Origin of the sequence: Arthrobacter sp. M4, assembly GCF_020251205.1 — a bacterium.
Classification (GTDB): Bacteria; Actinomycetota; Actinomycetes; order Actinomycetales; family Micrococcaceae; genus Arthrobacter.
On record NZ_JAIWYX010000018.1, the window covers coordinates 38,045 to 60,979 of the forward strand.

Annotated in this window: 28 protein-coding genes and 1 pseudogene; 3 read left to right on the top strand and 26 right to left on the bottom strand. The window is 62.9% G+C overall.

Annotated features, from left to right (window positions below):
- Positions 1-189: 189 nt before the first annotated feature.
- The 8 genes from LD110_RS20265 to LD110_RS20300 form a co-directional block, all read right to left on the bottom strand.
- Positions 190-1,080, bottom strand: coding sequence for a tRNA pseudouridine(38-40) synthase TruA (locus LD110_RS20265; protein WP_225501605.1), 891 nt, complete (start codon positions 1,078-1,080; stop codon positions 190-192).
- Positions 1,081-1,127: 47 nt separating this feature from the next.
- Positions 1,128-1,697 carry a 50S ribosomal protein L17 gene (gene rplQ, locus LD110_RS20270; RefSeq protein WP_225501607.1) on the bottom strand — a complete coding sequence of 190 codons (570 nt, stop codon included), beginning with the start codon at positions 1,695-1,697 and terminating at the stop codon, positions 1,128-1,130.
- 66 nt (positions 1,698-1,763) lie between these two features.
- Positions 1,764-2,774 (bottom strand): DNA-directed RNA polymerase subunit alpha, encoded by a 1,011-nt coding sequence (locus tag LD110_RS20275; RefSeq protein WP_225501609.1) that lies wholly within the window; start codon positions 2,772-2,774, stop codon positions 1,764-1,766.
- Positions 2,775-2,916: 142 nt separating this feature from the next.
- The gene (gene rpsK, locus LD110_RS20280) at positions 2,917-3,321 is read right to left on the bottom strand and encodes a 30S ribosomal protein S11 (protein ID WP_225501610.1); all 405 of its coding nucleotides are present in this window, start codon (positions 3,319-3,321) and stop codon (positions 2,917-2,919) included.
- Positions 3,322-3,365: 44 nt separating this feature from the next.
- Positions 3,366-3,743, bottom strand: a complete 378-nt coding sequence (rpsM, locus tag LD110_RS20285) for a 30S ribosomal protein S13 (RefSeq protein WP_021472434.1) — start codon at positions 3,741-3,743, stop codon at positions 3,366-3,368.
- 207 nt (positions 3,744-3,950) lie between these two features.
- Positions 3,951-4,064: a 50S ribosomal protein L36 gene (gene rpmJ / locus LD110_RS20290; protein ID WP_011775570.1), complete on the bottom strand. Its 114-nt coding sequence runs from the start codon at positions 4,062-4,064 to the stop codon at positions 3,951-3,953.
- Positions 4,065-4,131: 67 nt separating this feature from the next.
- Positions 4,132-4,353 (bottom strand): translation initiation factor IF-1, encoded by a 222-nt coding sequence (infA, locus tag LD110_RS20295; RefSeq protein ID WP_009358723.1) that lies wholly within the window; start codon positions 4,351-4,353, stop codon positions 4,132-4,134.
- 216 nt (positions 4,354-4,569) lie between these two features.
- Positions 4,570-5,499 carry a P1 family peptidase gene (locus LD110_RS20300; RefSeq protein ID WP_374200371.1) on the bottom strand — a complete coding sequence of 310 codons (930 nt, stop codon included), beginning with the start codon at positions 5,497-5,499 and terminating at the stop codon, positions 4,570-4,572.
- Positions 5,500-5,864: 365 nt separating this feature from the next.
- Between LD110_RS20300 and LD110_RS20305 the strand changes: the two genes are divergently transcribed.
- The 3 genes from LD110_RS20305 to LD110_RS20315 all read left to right on the top strand — a co-directional run bounded on the left by LD110_RS20305 (position 5,865) and on the right by LD110_RS20315 (position 9,172).
- Positions 5,865-6,848, top strand: a complete 984-nt coding sequence (locus LD110_RS20305) for a carbohydrate ABC transporter permease (protein WP_225501614.1) — start codon at positions 5,865-5,867, stop codon at positions 6,846-6,848.
- An 8-nt stretch (positions 6,849-6,856) separates the two neighbouring features.
- The gene (locus LD110_RS20310) at positions 6,857-7,756 is read left to right on the top strand and encodes a carbohydrate ABC transporter permease (RefSeq protein ID WP_374200372.1); all 900 of its coding nucleotides are present in this window, start codon (positions 6,857-6,859) and stop codon (positions 7,754-7,756) included.
- 69 nt (positions 7,757-7,825) lie between these two features.
- On the top strand, positions 7,826-9,172 hold the full coding sequence (locus tag LD110_RS20315) for an ABC transporter substrate-binding protein (RefSeq protein WP_225501616.1): 1,347 nt from the start codon (positions 7,826-7,828) through the stop codon (positions 9,170-9,172).
- Positions 9,173-9,262: 90 nt separating this feature from the next.
- On the opposite strand, the gene map is transcribed toward LD110_RS20315, so the two are convergent.
- From map to rplN, 18 genes and pseudogenes are all read right to left on the bottom strand, one after another.
- Complete coding sequence (gene map, locus LD110_RS20320) at positions 9,263-10,090, bottom strand: type I methionyl aminopeptidase (protein ID WP_225501618.1); 828 nt, start codon at positions 10,088-10,090, stop codon at positions 9,263-9,265.
- Positions 10,091-10,136: 46 nt separating this feature from the next.
- Positions 10,137-11,066 carry an NAD-dependent epimerase/dehydratase family protein gene (locus LD110_RS20325; RefSeq protein ID WP_225501620.1) on the bottom strand — a complete coding sequence of 310 codons (930 nt, stop codon included), beginning with the start codon at positions 11,064-11,066 and terminating at the stop codon, positions 10,137-10,139.
- Positions 11,063-12,625, bottom strand: a complete 1,563-nt coding sequence (locus LD110_RS20330; RefSeq protein WP_225501622.1) for a class I adenylate-forming enzyme family protein — start codon at positions 12,623-12,625, stop codon at positions 11,063-11,065. The genes LD110_RS20325 and LD110_RS20330 overlap by 4 nt, the downstream gene beginning before the upstream one ends.
- 353 nt (positions 12,626-12,978) lie before the next feature.
- On the bottom strand, positions 12,979-14,154 hold the full coding sequence (locus LD110_RS20335; RefSeq protein WP_225501624.1) for a cytochrome P450: 1,176 nt from the start codon (positions 14,152-14,154) through the stop codon (positions 12,979-12,981).
- Positions 14,151-14,942, bottom strand: a complete 792-nt coding sequence (locus LD110_RS20340) for a glycosyltransferase family 2 protein (RefSeq protein WP_225501625.1) — start codon at positions 14,940-14,942, stop codon at positions 14,151-14,153. Before LD110_RS20340 ends, LD110_RS20335 begins: the two co-directional genes overlap by 4 nt.
- On the bottom strand, positions 14,939-15,274 hold the full coding sequence (locus LD110_RS20345) for a 3-oxoacyl-[acyl-carrier-protein] synthase III C-terminal domain-containing protein (RefSeq protein ID WP_225501627.1): 336 nt from the start codon (positions 15,272-15,274) through the stop codon (positions 14,939-14,941). Before LD110_RS20345 ends, LD110_RS20340 begins: the two co-directional genes overlap by 4 nt.
- A 203-nt stretch (positions 15,275-15,477) precedes the next feature.
- Positions 15,478-15,999, bottom strand: a pseudogene (locus tag LD110_RS23970) (3-oxoacyl-ACP synthase III family protein); the annotation flags it as partial.
- A gap of 180 nt (positions 16,000-16,179) precedes the next feature.
- Positions 16,180-16,749 carry an adenylate kinase gene (locus LD110_RS20355; RefSeq protein ID WP_225501653.1) on the bottom strand — a complete coding sequence of 190 codons (570 nt, stop codon included), beginning with the start codon at positions 16,747-16,749 and terminating at the stop codon, positions 16,180-16,182.
- Between the two features lie 5 nt (positions 16,750-16,754).
- Positions 16,755-18,065, bottom strand: a complete 1,311-nt coding sequence (gene secY, locus LD110_RS20360; RefSeq protein ID WP_225501629.1) for a preprotein translocase subunit SecY — start codon at positions 18,063-18,065, stop codon at positions 16,755-16,757.
- Positions 18,066-18,301: 236 nt separating this feature from the next.
- A complete protein-coding gene (gene rplO, locus LD110_RS20365; protein ID WP_225501631.1) occupies positions 18,302-18,787 on the bottom strand; it encodes a 50S ribosomal protein L15 in 486 nt (161 codons plus the stop codon).
- On the bottom strand, positions 18,787-18,993 hold the full coding sequence (gene rpmD, locus LD110_RS20370) for a 50S ribosomal protein L30 (RefSeq protein ID WP_225501633.1): 207 nt from the start codon (positions 18,991-18,993) through the stop codon (positions 18,787-18,789). Before rpmD ends, rplO begins: the two co-directional genes overlap by 1 nt.
- A 2-nt stretch (positions 18,994-18,995) precedes the next feature.
- Positions 18,996-19,664, bottom strand: coding sequence for a 30S ribosomal protein S5 (gene rpsE / locus LD110_RS20375; protein WP_225501654.1), 669 nt, complete (start codon positions 19,662-19,664; stop codon positions 18,996-18,998).
- A 29-nt stretch (positions 19,665-19,693) separates the two neighbouring features.
- Positions 19,694-20,077 carry a 50S ribosomal protein L18 gene (gene rplR, locus LD110_RS20380; protein ID WP_225501635.1) on the bottom strand — a complete coding sequence of 128 codons (384 nt, stop codon included), beginning with the start codon at positions 20,075-20,077 and terminating at the stop codon, positions 19,694-19,696.
- Between the two features lie 2 nt (positions 20,078-20,079).
- Entirely contained in the window at positions 20,080-20,616 is a 537-nt protein-coding gene (rplF, locus tag LD110_RS20385) for a 50S ribosomal protein L6 (RefSeq protein WP_225501637.1), read from the bottom strand.
- 18 nt (positions 20,617-20,634) lie between these two features.
- Positions 20,635-21,033, bottom strand: a complete 399-nt coding sequence (gene rpsH / locus LD110_RS20390) for a 30S ribosomal protein S8 (protein ID WP_225501639.1) — start codon at positions 21,031-21,033, stop codon at positions 20,635-20,637.
- Positions 21,034-21,117: 84 nt separating this feature from the next.
- Positions 21,118-21,690 (bottom strand): 50S ribosomal protein L5, encoded by a 573-nt coding sequence (gene rplE, locus LD110_RS20395; RefSeq protein WP_225501641.1) that lies wholly within the window; start codon positions 21,688-21,690, stop codon positions 21,118-21,120.
- Positions 21,690-22,049 carry a 50S ribosomal protein L24 gene (gene rplX / locus LD110_RS20400; protein WP_225501643.1) on the bottom strand — a complete coding sequence of 120 codons (360 nt, stop codon included), beginning with the start codon at positions 22,047-22,049 and terminating at the stop codon, positions 21,690-21,692. The genes rplE and rplX overlap by 1 nt, the downstream gene beginning before the upstream one ends.
- 3 nt (positions 22,050-22,052) lie before the next feature.
- Complete coding sequence (rplN, locus tag LD110_RS20405; protein WP_043119386.1) at positions 22,053-22,421, bottom strand: 50S ribosomal protein L14; 369 nt, start codon at positions 22,419-22,421, stop codon at positions 22,053-22,055.
- Positions 22,422-22,935 lie beyond the last annotated feature (514 nt).

The following is a 22,935-nucleotide window of genomic DNA, read 5'->3' on the forward strand; positions in this document are numbered from 1 at the left end:
GGCGCTGAATCCTGACACCACGGAACTGACACTACCGAATCCCGTCGCAGAGACCCCGCGAGTTGGCATTTAATGGCAATGTCTGGAGCAAACATTGCCATTAAATGCCAACTCGCGGGTTGGTAGCGGGCACCAACTCGAGGAGTTCCGGGGGCCAACTCGCGGGGGCATGCTTACTCCCTCAGGGCGTTACTCCCGCAGTGCCCGGGTGAGTTCAGCGCGGGCGTGCAGGCCGTCGTCGTCGGGGTACGCTACCTCTTCGAGGACCAGAGGGTGCGGCGGAGCCAGGACCGACTTGGCGTCCCGGGCCCGGGCCAGCAGGCGATCATGCAGCCAGCTTGGCTTTTCGAGGCCCTCGCCAACCCTCAGGGCCGAACCCACCAGGGCCCGGACCATGTTGTGGCAGAAGGCGTCGGCCTGGACAGTCACCGCGATAGTGCCGTCGTCGGCCCGGGCGAACTCGAAACGCTGTAGCTCACGGAGCGTGGTAGACCCTTCACGCGGCTTGCAGAACGCCAGGAAATCCTGCAGGCCCAAGAGCCTGACCGCCCCCTCATTGAGCAGTCCGGTGTCCAGTTTTGCCTTGTGCCACAGCGTGATGCCGCGAAGTACCGGATCCCACAGCTCCGGTCCGTCGGCAATCCGATAGCTGTATCTGCGCCACAACGCTGAAAACCGGGCGTCGAAGCCTGTAGGTGCCAGTCCGGCGTCGTGCACTTCAATCGCACCATGCTGGTCCGTGAGGACCCGGCTTAGCGCCCCGCGCAGACGGCGGCCCAGCGCGACGGCGGGGTCGACGTCGCGCCCTCGCCCCAAAGCGCGCCACTCAGCCTCGGTGATATCCAGGTGGACCACCTGGCCGCGGGCGTGGACCCCGGCGTCGGTCCGCCCCGCGACTGTAACACGCACCGGCCGACGGATGATTAGTTCGAGGGCCTCTTCAAGCGAGCCTTGGACCGTGGGCAAACCTGGCTGCACGGCCCAGCCGTTGAAGGGGCCGCCGTCATAGGAAAGGTCCAGGCGGATACGCAAAAACCCGCCGCCCCCCAAAGCGGGGGCAGCGGGTTTTTGTTCAGTCATAGCCTCGATTCTACTGCTGCAGAATCAGCCGGCTTGCCGGACGTGATTTACTTCTCGTCCTTGGCGGGGGCTTCCTCAGCAGCTTCTGCAGCGGGAGCTTCCTCGGCAGCGACTTCGGCCTCAGCCTCAGCCGGAGCCTCAGCAGCTTCAACCTCTGCAGCCTCAGCGGCGGGAGCCTCTTCCTCGGCAGGAGCGGCAGCCGGAGCAGCCTTGGCAGCGGCGGCGGTAGCCTCGGCAACAACAGCCTGCTTCGGGGAAACGGGCTCCAGCACCAGTTCGATCACGGCCATGGGAGCGTTGTCGCCCTTACGGTTGCCGATCTTGGTGATGCGGGTGTAGCCACCGTCGCGGTTGGCGACGGCGCCGGCGATGTCGGTGAACAGCTCGTGGACAACGCCCTTGTTGCTGATCAGGCCGAGGACACGACGGCGGGAAGCCAGGTCGCCGCGCTTGGCGAACGTGACGAGGCGCTCGGCGTACGGCTTCAGGCGCTTGGCCTTGGTGACCGTGGTGGTGATGCGCTTGTGCTCGAAGAGCGATGCTGCCAGGTTCGCGAGCATCAGGCGCTCGTGAGCCGGACCGCCTCCGAGGCGGGGACCCTTAGCGGGGGTAGGCATAGTAGTTTCTCCTGTTGTGAAGGCCGCCCCGGTCCATTGAAGGACCCGGGGGCCAAGATCTGCTTGTTAGAGCTCGTCGTCGCTGAACGCGGCGTCGTCCTCTTCGATGGCTGCGGCGCGGGCTGCCAGGTCAAAACCGGGAGGGGAGTCCTTGAGGGACAGGCCCAGTTCAACCAGCTTCGCCTTGACCTCGTCGATGGACTTGGCACCGAAGTTACGGATGTCCATCAGGTCAGCCTCGGAGCGGGCAACGAGTTCACCCACGGTGTGGATGCCCTCACGCTTGAGGCAGTTGTAGGAACGGACCGTCAGGTCCAGGTCCTCGATCGGCAGAGCCATGTCCGCTGCCAGGGCAGCGTCCGTCGGCGAAGGGCCGATCTCAATACCTTCAGCTGCGGTGTTCAGCTCACGAGCCAGACCGAACAGCTCCACCAGGGTGGTGCCTGCCGAGGCCACGGCATCGCGCGGGGCGATGGCCGGCTTGGTCTCGACGTCGACAACCAAGCGGTCGAAGTCGGTACGCTGCTCAACACGGGTGGCTTCCACGCGGAAAGTCACCTTCAGGACCGGAGAGTAGATCGAGTCGACCGGAATACGGCCGATCTCGGAATCACCGGACTTGTTCTGAGCGGCCGAAACGTAGCCACGTCCACGCTCGATGGTCAGTTCGAGTTCGAACTTGCCCTTCGAGTTCAGGGTGGCAATGTGCAGATCCGGGTTGTGGAATTCGACGCCGGCCGGCGGAGCGATGTCCGCGGCGGTGACGACTCCGGGGCCCTGCTTGCGCAGGTACGCAACAACCGGCTCGTCGTGCTCGGAGGACACCGAGAGGTTCTTGATGTTCAGGATGATCTCAGTGACATCTTCCTTGACACCAGGAACCGTGGTGAACTCATGCAGCACGCCATCGATCCGGATGCTGGTTACGGCAGCACCGGGGATGGAGGAGAGCAGGGTACGGCGGAGGGAGTTGCCGAGCGTGTAGCCGAAGCCCGGCTCCAACGGCTCAATGACGAAGCGGGAGCGGTTCTCGGATACAACTTCTTCGGTCAGGGTAGGGCGCTGTGCAATGAGCACTTAGGTTTCCTTTCGGCGAGCATCCGCTATATGACGCAACACTGGTGGTGGAAATCGACTTCGGTTTCCAGCCCGATCCAGACCTAGTCCGGAACAGCCGTGGCTGTTCCGGACGGGTCCGGGGCTGGGCAAGAAAACCTAGTTAGACGCGGCGACGCTTCGGCGGGCGGCAACCGTTGTGGGCGCTGGGGGTGACGTCCTGGATGGAGCCAACCTCGAGGCCAGCGGCCTGCAGCGAACGGATTGCGGTCTCGCGTCCGGAGCCCGGACCCTTGACGAACACGTCGACCTTGCGGAGGCCGTGTTCCTGGGCACGCTTGGCAGCAGCTTCGGCAGCCATCTGGGCAGCGAACGGGGTGGACTTGCGGGAGCCCTTGAAGCCAACCTCACCGGCGGAAGCCCAGGAGATCACAGCACCGGTGGGGTCCGTGATGGACACGATGGTGTTGTTAAAGGTGCTCTTGATGTGCGCCTGACCAAGCGCGATATTCTTCTTGTCCTTGCGACGCGGCTTGCGAACCGCAGCTCCACGAGTCTTCGGGGGCATTAATTTCTCCTACAGAAAGTTATCGGGGAAGGCAACCGCTATTTTTAGCGGCCAGCCTTCTTCTTGCCGGCGACGGTACGCTTCGGACCCTTGCGGGTACGGGCGTTGGTCTTTGTACGCTGACCGCGTACGGGCAGGCCCTTGCGGTGGCGCAGGCCCTCGTAGCTGCCGATCTCAACCTTGCGGCGGATGTCGGCGGCCACCTCACGGCGAAGGTCACCCTCAACCTTGTAGTTGCCTTCAATGTAGTCACGCAGCTGGACCAGCTCGGCGTCGGTCAGGTCCTTGACGCGGACGTCAGGGCTGATGCCGGTGGCGGCCAGGGTTTCGTGCGCACGGGTCTTGCCCACGCCGTAGATGTAAGTAAGCGCAATTTCCAACCGCTTTTCGCGGGGAATGTCTACGCCAGCGAGACGAGCCATAGTGGCGGTACTCCTTGAATAAACCGGAGGTCGTAGGCAGTACACCCACACTTATCCGTGTGGCCCCAGCCTCCGACCGGGGGTACGCTGTCCGGGCTCGTTACGACTCAATGTCCCAGCTCAGCTTGTGCTGCCTTTATTTACTTGCGTGGGTTAAGCAACCCAGGGTCCGCTTCCGTTTCCGGACACGGAAGTTCCATTCGGAACTTAGCCCTGGCGCTGCTTGTGGCGCGGGTTCTCGCAGATCACCATGACCCGGCCGTTACGGCGGATCACTTTGCACTTGTCGCAGATCTGCTTGACGCTCGGCTTGACCTTCATGGCTTTCCTTTGCGTGTTGCAGTTGATCAGCTGAAGCGGCTTGCGGCCTAAGCCACCGCCCAGCTACTTACTTGTAGCGGTAGACGATACGGCCTCGAGTGAGGTCGTACGGGCTAAGCTCCACCACTACTCGGTCCTCAGGAAGAATCCGAATGTAGTGCTGGCGCATCTTCCCAGAGATGTGTGCGAGAACGATGTGCTTGTTGGTGAGCTCAACACGAAACATCGCGTTGGGCAGCGCCTCCGTGACAACGCCCTCGATCTCAATGACCCCGTCCTTCTTGGCCATATCCTCCGCTAACTGTTGTTTGCCGCGGCTCTCCGGCAGCACCGGACAATCCACGGACGTTTTTGGGTTTTTGGCTGCCGCGGCCATACGACTCCATAAAACAAACTCTGAGTTCTGTTAAATGGACACGTCAGGGCAGACAACCAACAGACAACACTACGCCAAAACAGAGCGAATGTTAAATCCGCTCATGGTAGCCCAACCGTGTCCCGAAAGTCACGCAGTGTCCCCAGCGCTTTGGGTATAGGAGGGGAACGTCCCGGCGGGAGTGACCACGCTTTCCGCGGCGGAGACACCGTCAAGGATGGCCAGCCTGACCACGTCGGCCGCCGCACTGTGGAGCGTGATGAGGCCCACCTGCTGCGCCATCGAGGTCCCTCGTTCCAGCACGGTGGCTCCCGTGGCGAGCGCGAAAATCGTGTCGCCATCTGCCAGGGTGTGCGATGGGTTGAGTGCCCGGGCGATGCCGGCATGCGCGGCAGAGGCCATCCGCCTGCATCCGGCGGGATCCAAATCCGCATCAGTGGCCACGACCACGAGGGTCGTATTGAGCGGCGCCGGCGGCGACATAGTGGTGGAGCGCCGCTCAGCCGCGGCCGCCGTCGGGAGCCCCACGGGAAACCCCAAAGCGTTGACGACGGCGATCGCCCCCACTGTGACTGGACCGCCGGCAGAAATACCGTGCAGCGTGATGGCGGCGGTCCCAACTCCGCCCTTGAATTGACCACGGGCAACCAGCGCTCCGGTGCCGGCACCCACGTTGCCGCGTTCGACGTCGTGCCCTTCCTGCTGTGCCGCGGCTGCGGCGGCTGCCTGGTAACCCATGGCGGCGTCGGGCCTGGCAGTGAATTCGCCCCCTCGACCCAGGTCGAAGATCGCTGCCGCGGGCACGATCGGCACAACTCCACCGGGAACCGCGAATCCCCTGCCATCCTCCTCGCACCAACGCTGGGCGCCGCCGGCACTGGCGAGCCCATAGGCACTCCCCCCGGTCAGCACCACGGCATCCACGGTAGGAACCAGGGACGAAGGGTCCAGCGCATCCGTCTCATGGGTTGCTGGTCCGCCGCCACGGACGTCCACCGAAGCAACGGTTCCCGGCGGGGGCAACACCACCGTCACGCCGCTCAGCCAGCCGTCGCCCATGCGCCCGGCATGCCCCACCCTTATCCCCGGAACCGCCGTGATGCCCTGGTGTGGATCAGCGCCCGGCTTCACGCTCGCGGCCGCGCTGGGTATTGATTGTTCGCTCTGCGCCATGCCCTCATTCTGCTCCTCGTGGGAGTTCGCGCCAGCCCTTCCCTCACAGCAAAGTGATAGCAGTCACTCAGAAATCAAACTCCCGCGGACCGCTCACCGAACGATCAGTGAACGGTCCCCGAAAGCTTGGACAACAATCCCGCACGGAGTCAATTTTGGTGCTAACCAACCCACGAGCTGTGGTGAGGTGAAGTTACCGCCGGCCTTTCTGCGCCCGCGTTCCCCCCAGTCATCATCCCCGTGAGAGACCTATGACTACCCAACTCACTACGCCGACGCGGCAGCATGAAATTGAGGCCGTGGAACAGTCCCGCAGGGGCATATGGCCCGGGTTCAACGGCCAGGCCGGCAAGCGATGGACAGCCCGCAGCCGACGCGACTTCCTGGTGTTCCTGGCCCTCGCCCTGCCCAATCTGGCCCTCATTTTCGTTTTCACCTACTGGCCACTCATCAACAACATCTATTACTCAACGCTGGACTGGACGCTCGGCTCACCGTCGGCAACCGTGGTCGGCCTGGACAACTACGTCACCTTTTTCACAAGCGACGACGCCGGCAAGGTCCTGGGGACCACGCTCACCTTCACAGCAGTGACAGTTGGCGGATCCATGGTCCTCGGGCTGCTCCTGGCCTTGGCACTCAATGCCAAAGTTCGCGGCACGACGCTTGCCCGCTCAGCAGTGTTCGCGCCATACGTCCTCAGCGGCGTAGGCGTTGGCCTCGTCTGGCTGTTCATCTTCGATCCCGGCTACGGAGTGCTGTCCTGGATCCTGCGCGGCGTAGGACTCAGCAGCCCGCAATGGATCAACGATCCCCAACTGGCCCTGGTGATGGTAATGATCGTCTACGTCTGGAAGAACCTGGGCTATTGTGCGGTGGTTTTCCTGGCCGGGCTGCAGTCGCTTCCCCGGGACGTGATGGAAGCTGCGGCCCTCGATGGTGCCGGCACGGTTCGGCGGTTCCTCTCCGTGTCGCTTCCGCTGCTGTCGCCCACTACGTTCTTCCTGCTGATCACCACGATGCTCAGCTCTCTGCAGGCCTTCGATCTGATCAGGATCATGACACCGCTCGGGAACGGCACCAGCACGCTCATTTACGAGGCCTACCTCCAGGCCTTCGGGGCATTCAACCGGGCCGGATACTCCGCGTCCATCTCCGTGGTGCTCTTCGCGCTTCTGCTCATCATCACGGTGTTCCAGATTCGCTTCGTCGAGAAGAAGGTGCACTACTCGTGAGCCGCGCCCTGCTGAAAACAAACCGCCCGCTGGCGTCCGAACTTTCCCCGGCGAGGCCGCTTCCCGGACCATTCTCGCGTGCCAACCTTGCCCAGACTGTGGTTGCTGGCTACTTGCCCCTGACGCTTGCCACGTTGGCAGTTGTGCTTCCACTGCTGTGGATGGTGCTGAGTTCCGTCAAGCAGCCGGGCGAGATTGTCACCACGAACCTTCAGCTGCTCCCCCAGGCACCGTCACTGGACAACTACCGGACAGCAATGACCACAGTGCCCTTCGCGCAATTCTTCGCGAACAGCTTGATCGTGACAATCGTGGGATCCACCATCAAAGTGCTGTTGGCAATCCTGACTGCCTATGCCTTGGTCTTCGTCCGGTTTCCCTTCAAGAAGGCTATCTTCCTGATCATCCTGGTGGCACTCATGGTTCCGGCCCAGGTCAGCATCCTGCCCAACTACGTCCTCATCGCCGGTCTGGGCGGCAAGAACACCCTGTGGGGCATCATCCTTCCCGGACTGGGCACAGCATTCGGCACGTTTCTGCTGCGCCAGCACTTCATGACACTTCCGGGGTCGATCCTGGAGGCAGCCGAAATCGACGGAGCCGGACATTGGCGCCGTCTGTGGCAGATCATCGTGCCGGTGTCCGTTCCATCGATCGCCACTGTAGGACTGGTGACCGTGGTCGGCGAGTGGAATGACTACATCTGGCCGCTCATCATCACCGACCGGCCCGAAACCATGACGCTGCCCGTTGGCCTCACGCTGCTCCAGAACTCCGAGGGCAATGGTGCGGGCTGGGGCATCCTGATGGCCGGTGCCGTACTGGTGATTGTCCCCATCCTGCTGATCTTCGCGGCCCTTCAGCGGTACATCGTGGCAGGACTCACCCAGGGCAGCGTCACCGGCTAGGAACCCCCCGCTTTACTCCTGAAACACATTTCTCCGCATCGCATCAAATCCTTGAGAGGACCCACACACATGTCATCCACCTTTGACCGCCGCGGTTTCCTGGCCCTCGCGGGCCTTGGCGCAAGTGCCGCCGCCCTCGCCGCCTGCGCCGGGCCGTCCACCGGAGGCCCAGCCGCAGTCGCCACAAACGACTCCATAGACTTCAGCGGCGTCAAGCCCGCTGCGAAGATCGACTTCTGGACTAACCACCCGGGCAAGTCCCAGGACGTGGAGAAGGCGATCATCGAGAAGTTCCAAGCAAAGTTCCCGGACATCAAGGTCAACCTAGTCACCGCGGGCTCCAACTATGAGGAGATCGCACAGAAGTTCCAGACCTCCCAGGCCGCGAAATCCGGGCTGCCTGGCCTGGTTGTCCTCTCCGATGTCTGGTGGTTCCGCTACTTCATCAACGGCTCCATCATCCCGCTCGACGGCCTGGTGAAGCAGTTGGACATCAAGGTAGACGACTTCCAAAAGTCACTGGTCCAGGACTACCAATATGACGGCAAGCAGTGGGCCCTCCCCTATGGGCGCTCCACGCCGCTGTTCTACTACAACAAGGACCACTTCGCTGCCGCCGGCCTCCCGGACCGTGCACCGGCTACGTGGCAGGAATTCGCTGAATGGGCTCCCAAGCTCAAGGCGAGCTCAGGTGCGCAGTACGCCTACCTATACCCTGCATTGGCTGGCTACGCGGGATGGACGCTGCAGAACAACCTGTGGGGTTGGGGCGGCGGCTGGTCCAAGGGCTGGGACATCACTTGCGACTCGACGGAATCCGTGGCGGCACTCCAGTGGGCCCAGGACTCGATTTTCAAGGATGGCTGGGCCGGCGTCTCCTCCAAGGAAGCAGCGGACGACTTCGCAGCCGGCGTCACCTCCACCACCATTTCGTCGACGGGATCGCTGCTGGGCGTACTCAAGTCGGCGAAATTCAACGTTGGCGTAGGTTTCCTGCCCGGCGGCCCGGCTGTGGCTTCAGGCGTCTGCCCCACCGGTGGTGCCGGCTTGGGAATCCCTAGTGGCATCAGTAAGGAAGAACAGTTGGCGGCTGCCACATTCCTGAAATTCATGACCGAGCCGGAGAATACCGCCCAGTTCTCCGCCGCCACCGGCTACATGCCTTCGCGCGTCTCCGCTGACATGACCGCTGTGCTGGCCAAGACGCCACAGATCAAGACTGCCATGGACCAGCTTCCCGCCACCAAGGTCCAGGACAACGCTCGTGTGTTCCTGCCGGGTGCAGACCAGGAAATGGCCAAGGCAGCCGCCAAGATCCTCACCCAGAAGGGCGACGTCAAGGAAACCATGACCGAGCTCAGGAAGACGCTGGAAGGCATTTACACCAAGGATGTCCAGCCCAAGCTGAAGAAGTAGCCGGACTTCCCCGGACAAGCAAATCCCCGGCCGCGCTGGAACTCCAGCGCCGCCGGGGATTTGTTTTGCCCATGACCCAGGGAATTGGAACTAGGGAATTGGGACCGGAACCACGCCAAACGGTGCAAGGCGCTCCGCACCGCCGTCGGGGGCGGACAGCACCCAAATGCCTTTCTCATGCACGGCCACTGAGTGCTCCCATTGGCAGGAACGCGCGCCGTCAGTGGTGACCACAGTCCAATCATCGTCCAGGACGGCTGTTTCGATACCGCCGCGGACGAGCATCGGCTCGATGGCCAGGCACAGGCCCGGGCGGATCTTGGGACCGCGGTGGCTGGTCCGGTAGTTCAGGACGTCCGGCGCCATGTGCATCTCGGAGCCGATGCCGTGCCCAACGTAGTCCTCCAGGATTCCCAATGGCTTGCCGGGGACGGATGAAACGTAATCGTCCACGGCGCAGCCGATATCCCCAACAAATTTTCCCTTGGCCAAGGCGGCGATCCCGTGCCACAACGCTTCATGGGTCACGTCGGAGAGTCGCTGGTCCTCGGGATCCGCGGCGCCCACGATCACGGTCCGTGCGGAGTCTGAATGCCAGCCGTCCACGATCGCGCCTCCGTCGATCGAAATGATGTCGCCGTCCTGCAGGACCCGGTCGCCCGGGATGCCGTGGACCACTTCCTCGTTGACCGACGTGCAGATGGTGGCCGGAAAGCCGTGATACCCAAGGAAGTTCGATTTGGCCCCGGCATCGTTCAGGACGGCGGCGAACGCCGCGTCCAGCTCTCGGGTGGTGACACCCGGCCTCACCGCTGCCACAGCCGCGTCGAGTGCACGGCTCAGGACCAGTCCGGCCTCGTGCATCTTGCGCATCTGGGCGTTGTTCTTGTACTCGATACGGGGCTGGCCGAACGCCATGGTCTCCTCTGGGTAACTGTGAGTGTGATTGCCTGCAGCGGACGAATCAGTCCACGCTCTCCAACCATTTTCCCGCATCAACAAGCGTGGTCCGAACCGGGGCTACTCCCAGACCTTCGTGTAGCCGGTCCAAATTGTAGGTCCGCTGCATGCCCAGTTGGCTGACAGCATAGCGTGTCAGTCTAGGCGGGCGCCCCATTAACCGGGCAAGTACCTCCGAGGCCGTGGCAACGGTCATGGCCGTGGTCCACGGCAGGTAGCGGACCAAAACATCAGGGCGGCCGACGGCGAGCAGGACTTCCCGGAGAACGTGGCCGAGCGCAACGGGCTCGGCGTCGGCGACATTCACGGCTCCCCGCAGACCCGATTCACAGCCCGCGAGCGCGGCAGCCGCGAGGTTGTCGATATGGGTTAGCTGATGCAGTATCCCGGCATGCCCGACACTGAGCAGAACGGGGCGCCAAGCACCGGGGACCCGGCCGATGTTGGCCAGCATCCTGGGCAACAGCGTTCGGTCTCCTGGTCCGTAGACTCCGTGCGGTCGGAGCACTACCGAGTTGGGGTGCTTGCGGGCCTCGACGTCGGCACGCGCCTTTGTGTACGAATAGGGACTGAGGTGCCGGGTAGCTACCTCGTCTTCTGCCCTGTCCACGCACGCCTCCCACCAGGGGTAGACACTTGAGCTGGAGATGTGGACAAAGCGTGTGGCGTGGTAGGCCGCCGCGACGGCCTGTGTCCCTTGGACGTTGACCCGGTGGAAAACGGCCCGGTCCCCCCAATCCGCCACGTGGGCGGCCGCGTGCACCACTGCATCGACAACGGGCAGGCGCGTTGGCGGGTCTTGTGTGAGATCCCAAAACGTCAGTCCGTTTCCATGTTTCCTTGCGAACCGGACCACCTCCCAACCGCGGCCTTCTGCCGCGGCTGCGATGGCACCGCCCACGAATCCCGTGGCTCCGGTGACCGCGATCCTCACTGGGGCTCCCCGGAAAAGGCCCCTGCCGGCGTCGGGCTTTCCGCTGCCAGCAACCTTCGCAAGGCCGCACGGTCCGGCTTGCGATGCCTGCCCGATGTGGGGATGTTGTCAACCAGGACGATTCTGTCAGGGAGCGCGGTTTGGTCGATGAGGTGCGGCAATTCGCGGCGGAGCCTCGCCTCGAGGCTTCGCGCATCCTGGCCGGCGGCGGCGGCGACGGCCAGCCACACGGCTTCGTCGCCGATCTGGTCAGTGAGGCCAACCATCACGGCTTGGGCCACGCCTTCGATTCCAGCGAGCAGCGGTTCGTACAGGGCCGGGTAAATATTGGTCTTGCCTCGGATGATCATGTCCTTTTTCCGTCCGAGCATCACCAATCGCGCCTGCCCGTCCGGCCCGCCATGATCTAGCCTGACCAGGTCTCCCGTCCAGTGCTCCTTCAGCGGACCTTGACCCAGGTAACTGCGGCACATGTTGGCTCCACTGACCACCAGTTCGTTGTGCTCCGTGAGCCTGATGCTCACGGCGGGGAGCGGAGCACCGAGGAAGTCGCCCTCTCCGCTGCCGTCCGGCGTCGTAAACTCCGCTTGGCTGCCCTCCGCGAACGCGAGCTTCTCGGCACCGTCAGCGATCGCGATGGGAAGCATTTCCGTCATTCCATAGATGAGCTTGAAATCGACGCCGGGAAGCACCCCCATGGCCCGCTTGAGGAACGGTGCCAATACAGGGGCAGCGCCGAGCATGATGGTCTGCAGGGTACTGGGCAGTTGTATTGATCCGGCTTCCACGGCATCCAGGATCGGCGCCAGTTGGGATGGCACAAGGAACAGGTGCGTCGCACCACGGATGGTGTGCCCTTCCCCATAGGCCGGCCCAAGCTCCGCCGCCAACTTCAGCGGGTCAACATGCGCCGAGAAGCCATAGGCAGGCATTGTCCAATGGGCGCCGGCCACCAGGGCGGGCAGCCCCATCATCAGCTGCTCCGAATGGATCCGATCGCCCGGGGCGAAAGTGCAGCGCTCGCTCAGCTGGCCGAATGCCGCTGCGAGGGAGCCGCCGCTGTGGACCACGCCGCGCGGATCCCCAGTAGTCCCCGACGTGAAGATGATGACGGCTTCCTGTTCAGGGTCCGACGTCGGCAGGAGCCAGGGCTGGTGGGGTGCGGTTTTCGGGGAATCGCCAACCGCAGCATCGGCACTGCGTACCGCTCCACCGGCAGCCAGCCGTTTCAAGGATGTGGCTCCCCATGGCACACCGGGCAGCCAAGGGCCTGCGTAGTAGTGCCGGACATCCATGGCGCCGTAATTGGGGAGGAGCAAGCCCCTGCGACGGGCCAAGGGTCGCAACGGTCCGCGCGCGCTCAAGGAATAGAGGAGGGATTCAGCCGCCGCCCATCGGGGTCCGGCAAGTTGGGTCCGGTCCCGAAACAACGTTGGTCCTATACCTGGGTCGATAAAGACGATTGAGCCACCTGCGCGGACGGCACCCAGGGCAAGGATAAAAGCTTCCGGGCTGGGGCCGCACGGAGAAAAGCATGCGTTCCCCCGGCCCGAAGCCATCGGACCTCAAGCCCCGGGCGGTGGCCTCGATGCCTGCCTTGAGATCGGCGTAATTGATGGTCCGTCCGGGCTGCAGTTGGCGTGCGGACGGGTCGGATTTGGCCAGGCCGGATTTGGCCGGCCCGGTTTTGGTCAGGCCGGATTTGGCCGGCCCGAACTTGCCGAGGCCGGTGATGGCTGGATGTGAGGGGAAGTTTTCGGCCGCCTCGAAGACGGCGGCCACCAGGTCCGCACCGCTGACTGCGTTCCGCTGCGGCGCGCTGCTGCTCCCTGTCTGATCTTGCGCGTCCGTTCGATTGCCGCCGTCCGTTCGATTGCCGCCGTCCGTTCGATTGCCGCCGTCCGTTCGATCCCTATCGCCCATGGGCAAGTTCCAGCCTCTCGTAACCGGGAATCAGTACCCTCCGTTTGACCTTGCGTGCCGTGATCCGCCACGGCCGCTCAAGGTACAGGTCCAGCAACGCGTCAAGGGTGGAATTGATCTCAGCCATGGCCAGGGGCATCCCCAGGCAAAAGTGGGCACCCGCCCCGAACCACAGCTGCCGGGCCTGTGGAGGTGTTGGCTGGGCCGGGTCGAAATGGCCCAGGCTCTTCGCGGCGTGGATGGTCGAAAGCAGGATCCTGTCTCCGGGTCGGATTCGAATTCCGGCCAGCTCGCGCGTCTCCACTGCGTCGCGAAGCATCATTGGCGATGGCACAGTGAAACGCAGGGCTTCGTTGATGGTTTCCGGCAGCCCGGTCCGGTCGGCCGCAAGCTCTGCCACCCGGCCACTATCGGACACGAGGGCGATCAGCCGGGGGATAAATGAGACCAACGTTTCCGTACCAACAATCACGAACGCGCAGAGGATTCCCATGGCCTCCTCTTCCGTCATGCCCAGCTCCCGGAGACGCCCGGGAAAGGTACCGGGCGCGCTGTCCCGGTAGGCGGCGCGCGCCGGCCTGGCCAAAAGTTCGACGGCGGCCCGCCCCTTCGCCACTTGCGCCGGCGTGAGTTCGGGACGGCCAAGGCGCACCAGGGATGTGATGGAGGAACCCAGATCAAACAACTCCCTGTCCGGCAGTCTGCCCGGCGCGTCCTCGGGGACGCCCAGCAAGCGGGAGATCACCCCACCGGCGAGGTCCTTAACCGCCCCCACTACGTCGACGGTCGCACCTGCGCCCAATTCCCGGCGGAAGACCTGGCGGAGACGCTGGGCTCCCGGTTCCACTATGGCTGCCACCGAGCGCGGAGTGAACAGTCCATTGAGGCGCCTGCGCAGCTCCAAGTGGCTGGCGCCGTCCATGTTGAGAAGCACTTTGGGACCCACCACCGGGGTCCACAGCCCTCCTGACGCCGAAGGACCATCCTTCACGAATCCGTCGTGATCCATGAGGACTTGGCGGACCAGGGAGGCTTCGCTGACAAGGACTTCGAGCCGAGGGATCCTCAGTACAGGGCGGAGGTAGCCCAGGCTCCTGATACCGGGGTACAGAAAAGGATGCGCCCCCAGTTGGACCCGGCGCTCCCACAACGCCAACTTAGTCATCGGATATCCACAACGTCCGGCTTGTAACGGTGGTCCGCGTACCAGGCGAGCGTGTTTTTGAGGCCCCAGGCTTTGACCCTGCGGGACGATCCGTACACCACTACATCCCGCCGGAGCCCGTACGAGCGGGTCAGTTTCCTGACACTGTTGGAAAGCGCGCGATCCTCGTGCAGATCCTCGATCCTGGTTCGCGGAAAGCCCCCTGATCGAAGGTACAGCTCTGATGTGATGGCCATGTTGCAGCCCGGCAGCATCTGATAAGGGCCCAAGTAGCCGCGGCCCTTGTTGCCCGGCCGGATCCGGCCGAAGAACGACGCTACCTCCACGGCCAACAGCATCAGGCGACGCTCTGCCGCCGTCGTGCCTTCATCCTCCCTGGGCACCAGTTGTCCCGCCACCAATTCCAGGCCTTCGCCGAAGGCGGCCATGATCTTCTCCAGCCAATCCGGGGCCGCCAGGCAGTCCGCGTCGGTCCTGGCGAGCCAACGCGCTCCGCAACTGGCACCGAAGCGCATCCCCGTATCCGCTGCCGCACCCGTCCCCTTGACTGGCTCGTGGATCAAACGAATATCCATGAATGGATTGGTGGCCGCAAAATCCCTCACGATTTCACAAGTTCGGTCAGTGGAACCGTTGTCCACCACCACAACAGTGAAGTCCGTAAAGGTCTGCCGGGCCAAGGACTGCAGGGTCTGCACAACGAGTTTCTCTTCGTTGAGCGCTGGAATGGCGACGCACAAACCGCGGCTCGCCCGGCCCGGCTGTGCGAGGTTTGTTGCCTCAGTCATAGCCGAACCACTGCCATGCCCAGGCTGACGCCTCCGGCAAGCCCCACCAAAGCCACCAGGTCGCCCGGTCCGCACCGTCCGGCGTCGAGGGCCAGTTTCAGCTGCAGCGGGAGGCTAACAGAGGCCAGATTCCCAAAATCCTCGACGGACGGAACCAGCAGGGAAGGTGGCACTCCCGCCCTCTCGGCAAATACATCCCGGTACGGAGCGCTGACCTGGTGAACGCACACAACCGCGAAGTCCTCCCATGCCATACCGAGACCTGCCAGGGTCTCCAACAACAGTTCACTGCCCAGGTCCAGGAACGCGTCCTTGAGCTTTTCCCCGTCCATGCTGAAATAGCTGGCCTCCGGGTCCCGCGGAAACGCCGAACTCCGGCGGCCAGCGTTCCCACCGACCAGTGGCTGCTTTTAGCCGTGAAAGCTGTCCCAAGGATCCCCGGCGTCGTATCAGATTGGCAAGCATCCGCTGCAGGGACCGCTTCAAGGAGCATGGCACAGCCACCGTCACTCATCGTGTAGCCGGGAAATGCTGCCGAAAAGGTTTCGAAGTCTGGGACGGACCAGCGCACGGCGCGGGAGGGGGACTCTCCCCCGGTGATCAGGACGCGGTTGTAACGACCAGCAGCGATGAAGGCATCTGCAACCTCCAGGCCGTTGAGGAAGCTATTGCACGCGTTTTTGACGTCCATCACGGGACAGCCAAGGCCCAGCTTCGCAGCAACCATGTGCCCCGTGGCAGGCTCAACCATGTCCTGGCTGGCCGAGGCAAAGATCAGCAGATCAACGTCAGGAGCCTGAAGCCCGCATTCCGCCAAGACTTTAGCCGCTGCACTGGCGGCGAGGTCCGAGGCCTGTTCCGTGTCCGCCATGATGCTCCGGGATCGGATGCCGGTAACGCGCTGGATGAGGCCCTTGGGTAGCCGGAAATTCGGGCTCTCCCGGCGAAGCCGGCCCTCGACGGCGGCTGTGTCCAGTCTTCCCGCCGGGAGGTACACCTCAAGGCCGGCGATCCGCGCACTTCGGCCCGTAGCTGTGAGCATGATCTTGTCCCCCATCGTGCCTGCTCATCGTGTCCGAAGGTCTGCACGCCTTCCCGCGTTGCCGGGACTCCAGCGCTGGCCTTGTTCTGGCGCCAGGGTCCCGGACATACGACAAAGGGTGCGTCCCGCACTCATGGTACGGGACACACCCTTTGGCAGCCTAGCAGGCAGGACCGCGTTGTGGACAGCCGGTTGCTAGACGGCCTGCGCAGCCTCGATTGCCTGGAGGACGCGGTCGGTGACCTCGTCGATGGCGCCGATCCCATCAACCTGCGTCAGGATCCCGCGGTCGGCGTACTGGGCCACCACAGCTTCGGTCTGCTCGTGGTAAAGGTCCAGACGGTGGCGGATGACGGCTTCATTGTCGTCGCTGCGCCCAGTCTCCTTCGCGCGGCCAAGCAGGCGGCTGACGAGTTCCTCATCGTCGGCCGTGAGCTGCAGGACGACGTCGAGCTTTTCGTCTCCTTCGGAAAGGATCTGGTCCAGGTATTCCACCTGGGCAACCGTGCGGGGGTAACCGTCCAGCAAGAAGCCGTTTTCGACGTCGGACTCGCTCAGGCGGTCACGGACCATCTTGTTGGTGACGCTGTCAGGTACAAAGTCACCGTTGTCCATGTACTTCTTGGCCTCGATGCCAAGAGGAGTCTCGCCCTTGACGTTGGCACGGAAGATGTCCCCCGTCGAGATCGGCACAACGCCGAGGCGTGCGGAAATCCGTTCCGCCTGGGTTCCCTTGCCCGATCCGGGAGGTCCAATGATCAACATTCTCGTCATCGCAAAAGCCCTTCGTAGTGACGTTGTTGTAGCTGCGCATCAATCTGCTTGACGGTTTCCAGGCCGACACCCACCATGATCAGGATTGACGTACCACCGAACGGGAAGTTTTGGTTGGCATTGATCAGGACGAGTGCCACCAAAGGAATCAGCGCCACGAAGCCCAAGTACATGGCGCCGGGCAGGGTGATCCTGGAAAGCACATACTGCAGGTAGTCCGCGGTCGGTTTGCCCGCCCGGATGCCCGGAATAAACCCGCCGTACTTCTTCATGTTGTCCGACACCTCTTCGGGGTTGAAGGTGATCGCGACGTAGAAGTACGTGAAGAACACAATCATGGCGAAGTACAGCGCCATGTAGATGGGGTGGTCGCCCCTGGTGAGGTTGTTGTTGATCCACTCAACCCAGCCCGGGATCGGCTCCCCGTTGCGCGGCTGGTTGAACTGGGCAACCAGCGCCGGCAGGTACAGCATCGATGAAGCGAAGATGACGGGAACAACACCGGCCATGTTCACTTTGATGGGGATGTACGTGCTGGTGCCGCCCACCGTGCGCCGGCCGATCATCCGCTTGGCGTACTGGACCGGAATACGGCGCTGGGACTGCTCAACGAAGACCACCAGCGCAACCGTCAGGAGTCCAATCGCCAGCACCGTGAAGAACGTGCCTGGTCCCTTGGAGTTCCAGATGGCGCCAAGGGAAGTCGGGAAACCGGCGGCGATGGACGTGAAGATCAGCAAGGACATGCCGTTGCCGACGCCCTTCTCCGTGACAAGCTCGCCCATCCACATGATGAGGCCGGTTCCGGCGGTCAGCGTGATGATGATCAGGATGGTGGTCACAATGCTGCTGTCCGGAATAATCGGCAGCTGGCAGTTGGGAAGCAGCTGGCCTGAGCGTGCCAGGGACACCAGCGTGGTGGCGTTCAGGAGGCCCAACGCAATGGTGAGGTACCGCGTGTACTGCGTCAGCCTGGACTGGCCGGAAGCACCCTCTTCATACAGCTGCTGGAACCGCGGAATAACCACACGGAGCAGCTGAACAATGATGCTTGACGTGATGTAAGGCATGATGCCCAGCGCAAAGATGGACACCTGCAGCAGCGCTCCGCCGCTGAAGAGGTTCACCAGCTGGTACAGACCCTGGTTCGCCTGGCCCGCGGCAAGACACTGCTGGACATTCTGGTAGCTCACACCAGGCGAGGGGATGAATGCACCCAAGCGGAAGATGGTGATGATTCCCAGCGTGAACAGCAGCTTGCGTCGCAGATCAGGTGTACGAAACGCCCGGCCGAATGCGCTAAGCAAGCGTCCTCCTGAATGTAAGTGGAAACTGTCATATGACGACTACGTAGGCGGATTTAAGAAAAACCCAACAACCGAGTCTAACGGCTCGATGCGCCATGCGAACAATCGGCAGGCGCGGGCTGTGCGCCGGGCGGCGACAAATAGGAGCCGGGCGGACAAAAAAGAACTCCCGTTGCGGGGAACCGATGGTCCCCGCAACGGGAGCTCCTAGGCAACGGGCCTCAGCCCACCGTTCATTAGAGAACGGTGGTGGTGCCGCCTGCTGCTGCGATCTTTTCTGCCGCGCTGGCGGAGAAGGCGTTGGCCGTGACGTCAACCTTGACGGTGATGTCGCCGGTGCCAAGCACCTTCACGGGCTGGTTCTTGCGAACCGCACCCTTCTCAACCAGGGACTCGACGCTCACTGCGCCGCCTTCCGGGTACAGCTCGCTGATCTTGTCCAGGTTCACAACCTGGAACTCGACCTTGAACGGGTTCTTGAAGCCGCGAAGCTTCGGCAGGCGCATGTGCAGCGGCAGCTGGCCGCCGGCAAAGCCAGCCTTGACCTGGTAGCGGGCCTTCGTACCCTTGGTACCGCGACCAGCGGTCTTACCCTTGGAGCCTTCACCACGACCAACGCGGGTCTTGGCGGTCTTGGCACCGGGAGCAGGGCGCAGGTGGTGGACCTTCAGCGTGTTCTGCTTCTCAGCAGACGCCTTTTCTGCGGTCTTGTTCTCTGCCATTACTTCGCCTCCTCTACCTTCACGAGGTGCGGAACCGTGTTGAGCATGCCCACGGTCACGGCGTCAGCGGTGCGGACAACCGTGTGTCCGATGCGCTTGAGGCCGAGGGAACGCAGAGTCTCGCGGTGGTTCTGCTTGGCGCCAATGACGCCCTTAATCTGGGTGATCTCCAACTTGGCGTCGGAGGGAGTCAGGTTCTTAGCCATGACTAGGCACCTGCCTTCTGGTTCTGGATTGCGCGCACCAGGGCACCCGGAGCAACCTCGTCCAAGGCCAGGCCACGACGGGCCGCCACGGCGGCCGGCTCTTCCAGGCGCTTCAGGGCGTCAACAGTCGCGTGAACGATGTTGATGGCGTTCGAGGAACCGAGCGACTTGGAGAGAACGTCGTGGATACCAACGCACTCCAGTACCGCGCGGACCGGACCACCGGCGATAACACCGGTACCCGGGGAAGCCGGACGCAGCATAACAACGCCTGCTGCGGCCTCACCCTGCACGCGGTGCGGGATGCTGTTGCCGACGCGCGGGACGCGGAAGAAGGACTTCTTGGCCTCTTCAACACCCTTTGCGATGGCGGCCGGAACTTCCTTGGCCTTGCCGTAGCCGACGCCGACCAAGCCGTTGCCGTCACCGACAACCACGAGGGCGGTGAAGCTGAAGCGACGACCACCCTTGACGACCTTGGCGACACGGTTGATGGTCACAACGCGCTCGACGAACTGGTTCTTCTCAGCCTCGCGGCCGCTATCGCGACCACCACGGCCACCGCGTTCGCCGCGGCCCTGGCCACGCTCACCACGCTCACCGCGACGACCGCCGCGGCGGTCCTCGGTGGCGGCAGCGGTCTCAGTTGCTTCAGCAGCAGCTTCAGTCACCTGAATGTCCTTTTCGTTATTCTCAGCGGTCACAGTGCCAGCCCACCTTCACGTGCACCGTCGGCGACGGCGGCAATGCGGCCGTGGTACTTGTTGCCACCGCGGTCGAAGACAACAGACTCGATGCCGGCAGCCTTGGCGCGCTCGGCAACGAGCTGGCCGACGCGCTTGGCCTTGGCGGTCTTGTCTCCGTCCAGGGCGCGCAGGTCAGCTTCCAGGGTGGAAGCGTACGCAACCGTAACGCCCTTGCTGTCGTCCACTACCTGCACGAACATGTGGCGTGCGGAGCGGTTGACAATCAGGCGCGGACGGGCCGGCGTACCGACGATGCGCTTGCGGATGCGAAGCTGACGGCGGCTGCGGGCAGCGGCCTTGCTCTTGTTGGAGCGCTTCTTGTTGATGGCGATGGCCATAATTACTTACCAGCCTTTCCGACCTTGCGGCGGATGACTTCGCCGGCGTAACGGATGCCCTTGCCCTTGTACGGGTCGGGCTTGCGCAGCTTGCGAATGTTGGCAGCAACCTCGCCGACCTGCTGCTTGTTGATGCCGGACACCGAGAGCTTGGTGGGGTTCTCGACGGCGAAAGTGATGCCTTCCGGTGCAACAACGTTGACCGGGTGGCTGTAGCCGAGAGCGAACTCCAGGTCGGAACCCTTGGCCTGGACGCGGTAACCAGTACCGACGATCTCAAGCTTCTTCTCGTAGCCCTTGGTCACACCTTCGATCATGTTGGAGATCAGGGTGCGGGTCAGGCCGTGGAGGGAACGCGAGGAGCGCTCGTCGTTCGGGCGGGTAACCGTGATGGTGTTCTCTTCAAGGGAAACCTCGATGGGGCTGGCCACAGTGTGGCTCAGCTCGCCCTTGGTGCCCTTGACGCTAACGACGGAGCCGTCGAGCTTGACCTCAACGCCGGCGGGAACGGTGATGGGGAGACGTCCAATACGTGACATTATTCTCTTCCTTTCCCGTTACCAGACGTAAGCGAGGACTTCGCCGCCCACGCCCTTCTTGCCGGCCTGCTTGTCAGTCAGGAGGCCGGAAGAGGTGGACAGGATCGCAATACCCAGGCCGCCCAGCACGTGGGGCAGGTTGGTGGACTTCGCGTAAACGCGAAGGCCCGGCTTGGAGATGCGGCGGACACCGGCGATGGAACGCTCGCGGTTCGGACCGAACTTCAGGTCGATGGTCAGCTTCTTGCCGACTTCGGCTTCCTCTTCCTTCCAGGCAGAGATGTAACCCTCGGCCTTCAGGATGTCGGCGATGCGAGCTTTGAGCTTGCTGTACGGCATGGTCACGGAGTCGTGGTATGCCGAGTTTGCATTGCGCAGACGGGTAAGCATGTCTGCGACAGGGTCTGTCATAGTCATTTGGGCTGTGGCCCTTCCTCGTAAGGGTTTCCGCCACGGTGGACTCGCAAGGAGTCAGCCGCAGCCGGACCTTTTACGTAGTGCTTAGTTTTCGGTTTTGAACGGGAAACCCAGCGCTTTGAGCAGCGCGCGGCCTTCGTCGTCGGTCTTGGCGGTGGTGACAACCGTGATGTCCATACCGCGAACGCGGTCGATGGAGTCCTGGTCGATCTCGTGGAACATAACCTGCTCGGTCAGACCGAAGGTGTAGTTGCCGTTGCCGTCGAACTGCTTGCCGTTGAGGCCGCGGAAGTCGCGGATACGGGGCAGGGCGAGCGTGACCAGACGGTCCACGAATTCCCACATGCGGTCGCCGCGCAGCGTGGCGTGGGCGCCGATCGGCATGCCTTCACGCAGCTTGAACTGGGCGATGGACTTGCGGGCCTTGGTGACCTGCGGCTTCTGACCCGTGATCAGGGTGAGGTCGCGGACAGCGCCGTCGATCAGCTTGGAGTCCTTGGCGGCGTCTCCAACACCCATGTTCACAACGACCTTGACGAGGCGCGGAACCTGGTTGACGTTCTCGTACTTGAACTCGTTCTGCAGGGACTCCTTGATGGTCTCTGCGTACTTGGTCTTCAGGCGCGGAACGATCTTAGTTACGGTGGTCTCGGTCATCAGATGTCCTTCCCGGTTGCCTTGGACACGCGGATGCGGACGGTCTTCTTAACGCCATCCTTCTCAACGGTGTCGAGGCGGAAACCGACGCGGGTCGGCTTCTTGGTGGTCGGGTCAACCAGGGCCACGTTGGAAACGTGGATCGGAGCCTCTACGACCTCGATGCCACCGGTCTTGGTGCCGCGCTGGGACTGACCGACCTTGGTGTGCTTGGTGACGCGGTTGATACCTTCCACGAGGACGCGGTTGGTTGCCGGGAACACGCGCAGGACCTTGCCCTGCTTGCCGCGGTCGCCGCCGCGCTCCTGCTTGGCGCCGGTGATGACCTGAACGAGGTCACCCTTCTTGATCTTAGCCATGGACTAGAGCACCTCCGGGGCCAGCGAAACGATCTTCATGAACTTCTTGTCGCGAAGCTCACGGCCAACCGGCCCGAAGATACGGGTACCGCGGGGGTCACCGTCGTTCTTCAGGATCACAGCTGCGTTCTCGTCGAACTTGATGTAGGAACCGTCCGCGCGGCGGCGTTCCTTCTTGGTGCGAACGACGACGGCCTTGACGACGTCGCCCTTCTTAACGTTGCCGCCCGGGATCGCGTCCTTGACGGTTGCGACAATAACGTCGCCGATGCCTGCGTAGCGACGGCCAGAACCACCGAGAACACGAATGGTAAGGATTTCCTTAGCACCCGTGTTGTCGGCGACCTTGAGTCGCGACTCCTGCTGAATCAATTTTTACTCCTTGCGTCGCGCCGGTTCTCAGACCGAAAACGTGCATACGGAATGAGCCTTGCGGAACGGTTGATCGGGGTGTCTCTTGACCTGCCTGGATTTTGCCAGGACGGGCCTAAACTCCCGTGCCACAAACATCAGCTTCCCTGGCCGGGAAGACCGGCTAGGGCGGTATGCCGTGGCACGATTGTTTACGAGGTAGTTGACGGCACCCAAAAGGCGCCATACAAACTCAATATCTTAGCACGCTTTGGCGGCCTGCCGGAAAACGCCGACGGCGTCACTGGGGGCAGACTTTTGGCCCGCCTTCGATGACACGACCCTCGGAAAACCGGACCGCCGTCGTCGGGCGCTGCCGGAAAACGCCGACGGCGTCACCAGGGGCAAACTTTGGGCCCGCCTTCGGTGACACAACCCTCGGAAAACCGGACCGCCGACGTCGGGCGCTGCCGGAAAACGCCGACGGCGTCACCAGGGGCAAACTTTGGGCCCGCCTTCGGTGACACAACCCTCG